Annotated in this window: 4 protein-coding genes and 1 pseudogene; 2 read left to right on the top strand and 3 right to left on the bottom strand. The window is 67.0% G+C overall.

Translation table 11 applies throughout. The features are described 5' to 3' along the window. A pseudogene (locus AC2VOU_RS02155) lies at window positions 1-295 on the top strand (LLM class F420-dependent oxidoreductase); the annotation flags it as partial. A gap of 79 nt (window positions 296-374) precedes the next feature. On the opposite strand, the gene AC2VOU_RS02150 reads toward AC2VOU_RS02155, so the two are convergent. The 3 genes from AC2VOU_RS02150 to gltB all read right to left on the bottom strand — a co-directional run bounded on the left by AC2VOU_RS02150 (window position 375) and on the right by gltB (window position 6,715). Then, window positions 375-509, bottom strand: a complete 135-nt coding sequence (locus AC2VOU_RS02150; RefSeq protein ID WP_486955878.1) for a hypothetical protein — start codon at window positions 507-509, stop codon at window positions 375-377. Between the two features lie 148 nt (window positions 510-657). Continuing rightward, window positions 658-2,109, bottom strand: a complete 1,452-nt coding sequence (locus tag AC2VOU_RS02145) for a glutamate synthase subunit beta (RefSeq protein WP_486955877.1) — start codon at window positions 2,107-2,109, stop codon at window positions 658-660. Then, on the bottom strand, window positions 2,102-6,715 hold the full coding sequence (gltB, locus tag AC2VOU_RS02140) for a glutamate synthase large subunit (RefSeq protein WP_486955876.1): 4,614 nt from the start codon (window positions 6,713-6,715) through the stop codon (window positions 2,102-2,104). Before gltB ends, AC2VOU_RS02145 begins: the two co-directional genes overlap by 8 nt. A gap of 705 nt (window positions 6,716-7,420) precedes the next feature. Here gltB and AC2VOU_RS02135 point away from each other — a divergent pair. Further along, window positions 7,421-8,512 carry a MinD/ParA family ATP-binding protein gene (locus tag AC2VOU_RS02135; protein WP_486955875.1) on the top strand — a complete coding sequence of 364 codons (1,092 nt, stop codon included), beginning with the start codon at window positions 7,421-7,423 and terminating at the stop codon, window positions 8,510-8,512. The last annotated feature ends 81 nt before the right edge of the window (window positions 8,513-8,593 follow it).

Here is an 8,593-nt window from a genome sequence, read left to right as displayed (position 1 = left end):
CGCCCGCTACGCCCAGCACTGGAACTTCGTCGGCGGCCCACCGGAGATGTTCGCGCGCAAGCGCGAGGTGTTGGCGTCGCACTGCGCCGACATCGGTCGCGATCCGAAAGAGATCATGACGTCGGCCCACCTGCGGCTGGAAGATGACCTCGACTACGCGAAAGTCATCGACGACGCCGCCGGCTTGGCCGCCGAAGGGCTGGACCTGGGCATCGTGTACATCCCGCCGCCGCACGACCCGGCGGTGCTGGAGCCGCTGGCCGAGGCGATCCGCGACTCGGGGCTGGTGACATAACTGTCAGGTGTCGAAACGGTGACACCGAGCAAACACTCGGGTCGAACTGCGCGACGTCGCTGCGCGGCCCGGAGGGCGGCTAGACGCCGAAGCGCATCAGATCGTCGGCGGTCACCAGTCGCTCGTGCCTGGCGGGGAATTCACGACTCTTCACCGGGTGGCGGAACCATGACCAGGCGATTCGGCTGACCCGAGAGCGGGTCATCGGGTTCATGTACACGCTGATTACTCCTGCGGCCAATTAGCTCAACCAGGCCCCACACCCCGCGGCGCCATCTCGAACAATTAGACACCCCTTAGCTGGCAAATAGCTTAGGACGCGCCGCGTAATTTATCAAATGTTGCGTGTGTGACCAATGCGACTAGCGTTGCGGGGCGGCGGTGGGAACGATCGGCGCCGGGAGTGCGGTCTCGCCCATCAGGAACCGGTCGACGGCGGCGGCTGCGGCCCGGCCTTCGGCGATCGCCCAGACGATCAACGACTGGCCGCGACCGGCGTCGCCGGCGACGAATACACCGGGCACCGACGTCTCGAAGTTGGCGGCGCGAGCCACGTTGCCCCGGTCGGTGAACTCGACACCCAGGTCGGTCAGCAGGCCGGTGCGCTCGGGGCCGACGAAGCCCATCGCCAGCAACACCAGGTCGGCCTCGAGTTCAAAGTCGCTGCCCTCGGCTTTGACGAACGTGCCGTCTTGCATCGTCACCTCGTGCACCTTGAGCGCGGTGACGTGACCGCCGCGGCCCACGAACTCTTCGGTGTTGACCGAGAACACCCGCTCGCCGCCCTCTTCGTGCGCCGACGACACCCGAAACATCATCGCGTAGGTCGGCCACGGCGTCGACGGCGCGCGGCTCTCCGGCGGCCGCGGCATGATCTCGAACTGGTGGATGCTCTCGGCGAGCTGACGGTGCGCGGTACCCAGGCAGTCCGCGCCGGTGTCCCCACCGCCGATGATGACCACCTTCTTACCCTCGGCGGTGATCGGCGGTTCGTCCAATTCGCCTGCGGCATAACGGTTGCCCCACGGCAGGTACTCCATCGCCTGGTAGATGCCGTCCAGCTCGCGACCGGGGATCGGCAGGTCCCGCCAGGCGGTTGCCCCGCCGGCCAGCACCACCGCGTCGAAGTCGGACTTCAACTCCTCGACGGAGATGTCGGCGCCGACGTTGACGCCGGCGCGAAATTCGGTGCCCTCGGCTTTCATCTGCTCGAGCCGGCGGTCCAGGTGCCGCTTTTCCATCTTGAACTCGGGGATGCCGTAGCGCAGCAGGCCGCCGATCTTGTCCGCGCGCTCCAACACCGTCACCGCATGACCGGCCCGGGTCAGCTGCTGCGCGGCGGCCAGGCCGGCCGGCCCCGAACCCACCACGGCCACCTTCTTGCCGGTGTGCTGGTCGGGCGGCAGCGGGACCACCCAGCCTTCGTCGAAGGCGTTGTCGATGATCTCGACTTCGATCTGCTTGATCGTCACCGCGTCCTGGTTGATGCCCAGCACGCAGGACGACTCACACGGAGCCGGGCAGAGCCGACCGGTGAACTCGGGGAAGTTGTTGGTCGCGTGCAGCCGCTCGATGGCATCGCGCCACCGGTCGGTGCGGACCAGATCGTTCCATTCCGGGATCAGGTTGCCCAGTGGACAACCGTTGTGACAAAACGGAATTCCACAGTCCCTGCAACGGCTCGCCTGGTGCTGCAAGTTGGTGTGCGGGAAGTCTTCGTAGACCTCGTTCCAGTCCTTGATGCGCAGGTCCACCGGCCGGCGCTTGGGCGTCTCGCGGTGGGTGTACTTGAGGAAACCTCTGGGATCAGGCACTGGCGGCCGCCATGATCGCTTCCTCGGGATCGGTGCCGTTGCGCTCGGCCTCGGCGATCGCGTTGAGCACCCGCTCGTAATCGCGCGGCATCACCTTGACCAAGCGCTTTTGCTCGGCGTCCCAGTCGGCCAGAATCCGCTGGCCCACCGCGGAATCGGTGGCGTCGATGTGCGCCTGCAGCATTCCGTGCAGCCACTCCAGGTCGTCGGCGTCGAGCTCTTCGAGCGCGACCATCTCGGTGTTGAGGTTGGCTTCCAACGCGTCCTCGGGGTCGTAGACGTAGGCGATACCGCCGGACATGCCCGCCGCGAAGTTGCGGCCGGTACTGCCCAGGATCGCCACCTTGCCGCCGGTCATGTACTCGCAGCCGTGATCGCCGACGCCTTCGACCACCGCGTGTGCGCCGGAATTGCGCACGGCGAACCGCTCGCCCACCGCGCCGCGCAGGAATGCCTGGCCACTGGTCGCGCCGAACAGGATGACGTTGCCGCCGATGATGTTGTCCTCGGCCACGTAGTCCGCGGGCGCATCGTCCGGCGGCCGAACCACGACGCGTCCACCGGACAGGCCCTTGCCCACATAGTCGTTGGCGTCGCCGTACACCCGCAGCGTGATCCCGCTGGGCAGGAACGCGCCGAAACTGTTGCCGGCCGAGCCTTCGAACGTGATGTCGATGGTGCCGTCCGGCAGGCCCTGGCCGCCATAGGCTTTGGTCACCTCGTGACCGAGCATGGTGCCGACGGTGCGGTTGACGTTGGCGATGGTGGTGGAGAACTTCACCGGTTTCTTGGAGTCCAGCGCTTCACGGCTCATCACAATCAACTGCTGATCCAGCGCCTTGTCCAAGCCGTGGTCCTGCTTGGAGCTGTTGTACAGATCCTGGTTCATGAACGCCGATTCCGGCTCGTGCAGCACCGGCGACAAGTCGAGCTTGTGCGCCTTCCAGTGCGCACGGGCCAGCGTGGTGTCCAGTGCGCCAACCTGACCGACGGCCTCGTTGATGGTGCGGAAACCCAACTGCGCCATGTATTCGCGGACCTCTTCGGCAATGAACAAGAAAAAGTTCTCCACGAATTCGGGCTTACCGGCGAAGCGTTGGCGCAGCACCGGGTTTTGGGTGGCCACCCCGACCGGGCAGGTGTCCAGGTGGCAGACCCGCATCATGATGCAGCCAGACACCACCAAAGGTGCTGTGGCGAAACCGAATTCCTCGGCACCAAGCAGAGCCGCGATCATCACGTCGCGGCCTGTCTTGAGCTGGCCGTCGACCTGGACCACGATTCGGTCGCGTAGTCCGTTGAGCAGCAACGTCTGCTGGGTCTCGGCCAGCCCGAGCTCCCACGGCGCGCCGGCGTGCTTCATCGATGTCAGCGGCGTGGCGCCGGTACCGCCGTCGTGGCCGGAGATCAGCACCACGTCCGCGTGCGCCTTGGATACCCCGGCGGCGACGGTGCCGACACCGTTCTCCGACACCAGTTTCACGTGAATCCTGGCCTGCGGGTTGGCGTTCTTGAGGTCGTGGATCAGCTGCGCCAGATCCTCGATCGAGTAGATGTCGTGGTGCGGCGGCGGCGAGATCAGGCCCACACCCGGGGTGGAGTGGCGCACCTCGGCGATCCACGGGTAAACCTTACCGGCCGGAAGCTGGCCGCCCTCACCGGGTTTGGCGCCTTGGGCCATCTTGATCTGGATGTCGGAGCAGTTGCTCAGATAGTGGGAGGTCACGCCGAAGCGGGCCGAGGCGACCTGCTTGACCGCGCTGCGGCGCCAGTCGCCGCCTGCCTCACGCTCGAAGCGCGTGGCACTCTCGCCGCCCTCGCCGGAGTTCGACCGGCCCCCGAGCCGGTTCATCGCGATCGCCAATGTCTCGTGCGCCTCAGCGGAGATCGAACCGTAGCTCATCGCGCCGGTCGAGAAGCGCTTGACGATCTCGCTGGCCGGCTCGACCTCGTCGAGCGATACCGGCGGGCGCACCCCGTCACGGAACTTCAGCAGACCGCGCAACGACGCCATCCGCTCGCTCTGATTGTCGACCAGAGCGCTGTACTCCTTGAAGATCTTGTACTGGCCGGTCCGGGTGGAGTGCTGCAGCTTGAACACGGTGTCCGGGTTGAACAGGTGGTATTCGCCCTCGCGGCGCCACTGGTACTCGCCACCGACCTCGAGTTCGCGATGCGCCCGCTCGTCGGGGCGATCCAAGAAGGCCAGCGCATGCCGGGTCGCCACGTCGGCGGCGATGTCAGACAGGTTCACGCCGCCGGTGGGGCAGGTCAACCCGGTGAAGTACTCGGCGAGCACGTCCTGGTCGACACCAACGGCCTGGAACAGCTGAGCGCCGGTGTAGGAGGCCAGCGTCGAGATGCCCATCTTGGACATCACTTTGAGCACACCCTTGCTGGCTGCCTTGATGTAGTTGTTCAGCGCTGACTCGCGGTCGAGGCCGTCGTCGGCGCCGCCGAAAAGGCCCTTGTCGAGCATGACCTCGATGGACTCGAACGCCATGTAGGGGTTGATTGCTGCGGCGCCGAAGCCGATCAGCGCGGCCATGTGGTGCACTTCGCGGGCGTCCCCGGTCTCCACGACCAGGCCCACTTTGGTGCGGCTGCGTTCGCGGACCAGGTGGTGGTGTACCGCCGAGACGGCCAGCAGCGACGGGATCGGCGCCAGCGTCTCGTCGGACTCCCGGTCGGACAGGATGATGATCCGCGCCCCATCGGCGATCGCCGCCGAGGTCTGCTCCCGCACGTCATCGAGCGCGGCCTTGAGCCCGGCGCCATTCTCGGCGACCGGATACAGACAGCGAATCACCTTGGCACGCAGGCCATGACGGCGCCCGTTGACCTCGACGTCGGGGTCCAGGTTGATCAGCTTGGCCAGTTCGTGGTTACGCAGAATCGGCTGCGGCAGATGAATCTGGCGGCACGACTCGGCGGTCGGGTTGAGCAGGTCGCCCTCCGGGCCGACGGTGCCCTGGATGCTGGTCACCACTTCTTCGCGGATGGCGTCCAACGGTGGGTTGGTCACCTGGGCGAACAACTGCTGGAAGTAGTCGTAGAGAATCCTCGGCCGCTGGGAGAGCACGGCGACAGGCGTATCGGTGCCCATCGAGCCGATCGGCTCGGCGCCGGTGCGCGCCATCGGGGCGACCAACAGATTGAGCTCCTCGTAGGTGTAGCCGAACACCAACTGCCGCAACACAACCCGATGATGCGGCATCCGGACGTAGTTGCCCTGCGGCAGCTCGTCCAGCGGGATCAGACCCTTGTCGAGCCACTCCTGGTAGGGCTGCTCGGCGGCCAGCTCGGCCTTGATCTCCTCGTCGGAGACGATGCGGCCCTGGGCCATGTCGACCAGGAACATCCGGCCCGGCTGCAGCCGCATGCGCCGCACCACTTTCGACGGCTCGATGTCGAGCACGCCGACCTCGGAGGCCATCACCACCAAGCCGTCGTCGGTGACCCAGATCCGCGACGGGCGCAGGCCGTTGCGGTCCAGCACCGCGCCGACGACGGTGCCGTCGGTGAAGGTCATCGAGGCCGGCCCGTCCCACGGTTCCATCAACGAGGCGTGATACTCGTAAAAGGCCCGTCTACGCCCGTCCATCGACGGGTGCCGTTCCCAGGCCTCGGGGATCATCATCAGTACCGCGTGCGGCAGGCTGCGGCCGCCCAGGTGCAGCAACTCCAGCGCCTCGTCGAAGCGCGCGGTGTCCGACGCGCCCGGGGTACAGATCGGGAACAGCTTGACCGGATTTTCAGCGTCCCCGTGGTCGCTGAACACGTCGGTCTCGATCAGCGCCTCACGGGCCCGCATCCAGTTCTCGTTGCCGGTGACGGTGTTGATCTCGCCGTTGTGCGCGATACGCCGGAACGGATGCGCCAGCGGCCACGACGGAAAGGTGTTGGTGGAGAACCGCGAGTGCACGATGCCCAGCGCGCTGGTCAGCCGCTGGTCCTGCAGGTCGAGGTAGAACGCCTTGAGCTGCGGGGTGGTCAGCATGCCCTTGTAGACGAACGTCCGCCCGGAAAGGCTCGGGAAGTACACGGTCTCGCGACCGGGACCGTCCTGGCCGGGGCCCTTGGTGCCCAACTCGTGTTCGGCACGCTTGCGGATCACGTAGGCGCGGCGCTCCAGCGCCATGCCGTCGGCGCCGGCGATGAAGATCTGCCGGAAGGTGGGCATCGCGTCGCGCGCCAGTGCGCCCAGCGAGGACTCGTCGGTGGGAACGTTGCGCCACCCCAGCACATGGCAGCCCTCGGCCTCGACGATCTTCTCGACCGCTGCGCACGCGGCGGTGGCGTCCTTGGACGACTGCGGCAAGAACGCGATACCGGTGGCGTAACTCCCTGCCTCGGGCAGGTCGAAGTCCACGGCTTCCCGGAAGAACTCGTCGGGAACCTGGACGAGGATTCCCGCGCCGTCACCACTGTGTGGCTCGGCGCCCTGGGCACCCCGGTGCTCGAGATTGACGAGCGCGGTGATCGCCTTGTCGACAATGTCGCGGCTGCGGCGGCCGTGCATGTCGACCACCATGGCCACCCCGCACGAGTCATGCTCGAATGCGGGGTTGTAGAGCCCCTGAGGGCCCGGGCGGTTGGGCGCCATTCGCACCTACCCCTTCACCAAGATTTCGGCCGCAGCGTTACGAATCGTTCCGTTGGATGCCGCGCCCGTAAGGCTGAGGGTTGGGCCCCTTCGGTCTTGTCGAGGTGCTGCTCGCCGGAACGACGATCCCGGTCGGGAGTATCCGCACGGCGCTGAACGGTGGCCCGGTGACCGGTTTTCGACAAGTCGTAAAACGATATGACAAAACCCGCCTGACATGCCAACTTGAACCATCGTAACGCCTCGCTGCGCGGCGTCGTGCCGGTGCGGCGGCATCGGCATCCGGCAGTGTTCGGTCCTGTTGTGCCGCAGGGCATTTGAGCATCGGCCGAACGACGGTTGCGGGGCCCGGGGATGCCTGGTTTTACGCTGGCCCCGCGGGCGAGTTTGCTGTGATTACGCTCGCTGCGCGGCGGGAGGTGGCGACTGTCTCACAGCGGATACCTCCGGCGGGTGACTCGGGTCACCAAAGGCACTGGCAGAGCGGCCGTGACGGCCGATTCCGGGTTCGGCGGCGCGCCCGCTGACCGCTCGACCGGCCGGACGAGGTTCGCCGGCGCAAAGTTGCCCAGGTTTTTTGCGTCACAACCGATCGGAGCCGCTGTGAGCTGCGCAATCAGTGATCGCGGGCGTTGCGCCGGCGCCGACGGCTTACGATGCATCCATGCGCTTGAGCGGATCAGAGACATCGATCTCGACGCGCTCATGACCGAGTCCGACGACTTTCTCAGGGACCGCCTGCGCGCCGCGCCGCCGAGCGGGCCGCCGATCCCGCCGCCTCGCCCGCATACCGGTGATTTCCGGCCGCCGCCGCGGCCCCCCTTCCCGCCGCAGGCGCCGCCGGCTCAGCCGTCGTGGAGCAGCCTCGACTTCTCGCCGGCAAGACCGGCGCCGCGCAGCGCCGGCCCCAGATACGGCTGGCAACGCTTGGTCTTCAAGGCCACCTTTGGGCTGGTCAACCTCGGACCCTCGGCAGGAGAGCGTCAAGACGCCGCCTACGAGGCCGCGATCTCCTCGACGTTGCGCGGCAACTACAAGGTCGGGGTGCTCGGCAAGGGCGGGGTCGGTAAAACCACCGTCGCCGCCAGCGTCGGGTCGATCTTCGCCGAGCTCCGCCGTCAGGACCGCGTCGTCGCGATCGATGCCGACACCGCGTTCGGGCGACTCGGCAGCCGGATCGATCCGCGCACCCAGGGCTCGTACTGGGAGATCGCCGCCGACCAAAACCTCCGGTCGTTCGCCGACGTGAGCAGCCGGGTCGGCAGCAATTCAGCCGGACTCTACGTGCTGGCCGGGGAGCCCACCGCCGGGCCGCGGCGGGTGCTCGATCCCGCGCTGTATCGCGAGGCCACCTCGCGGCTGGACCGTCATTTCTCGATCGCAATCATCGACTGCGGCTCCACGATGGACGCCCCGGTGACCCAGGAGGCGCTGAGCGATCTGGATGCGCTGATCGTGGTGTCATCGCCGTGGGCCGACGGCGCGGGGGCCGCGGCGCAGACGATGGAGTGGCTGGCCGCACACGGACGTACCGGTCTGCTGCGCCGCACGGTGGTGGTGCTCAACGACTCCGACGGCCATTCGGACAAGCGCCACCGGTCGGCACTGGCGAAACAGTTCCTCGAGCGAGGCCAGACGGTGGTCGAGGTGCCGTTCGACCCGCATCTTCGGCCAGGTGGCGTCATCGACGTGCAAAGCGAGCTGGCACGTAACACCCGCCGTACGTTCCTGGCGATCTGCGCGACGGTCGCCGGGTTCTTCGCGACGCGGCCGGAGAGCCCGCGCGCAGCGCGCTAGACGCGCGCCGACGGGTCCGCCGTTGCGTCGATCTTTGTCACCAAGGCGATCGCCGATGGTCAGCACGATGACGGCGAACAG

The organism is Mycobacterium sp. TH-M25, assembly GCF_057473665.1.
This window is presented reverse-complemented; position numbering and strand designations above follow the sequence as displayed.

Excerpts from the sequence above, each read along its gene's own strand:
- gltB (WP_486955876.1), bottom strand. The coding sequence starts at position 6,715 with ATGGCGCCCAACCGCCCGGGCCCTCAGGGGCTCTACAACCCCGCATTC.
- AC2VOU_RS02150 (WP_486955878.1), bottom strand. The coding sequence starts at position 509 with ATGAACCCGATGACCCGCTCTCGGGTCAGCCGAATCGCCTGGTCATGG.
- AC2VOU_RS02135 (WP_486955875.1), top strand. The coding sequence starts at position 7,421 with ATGACCGAGTCCGACGACTTTCTCAGGGACCGCCTGCGCGCCGCGCCG.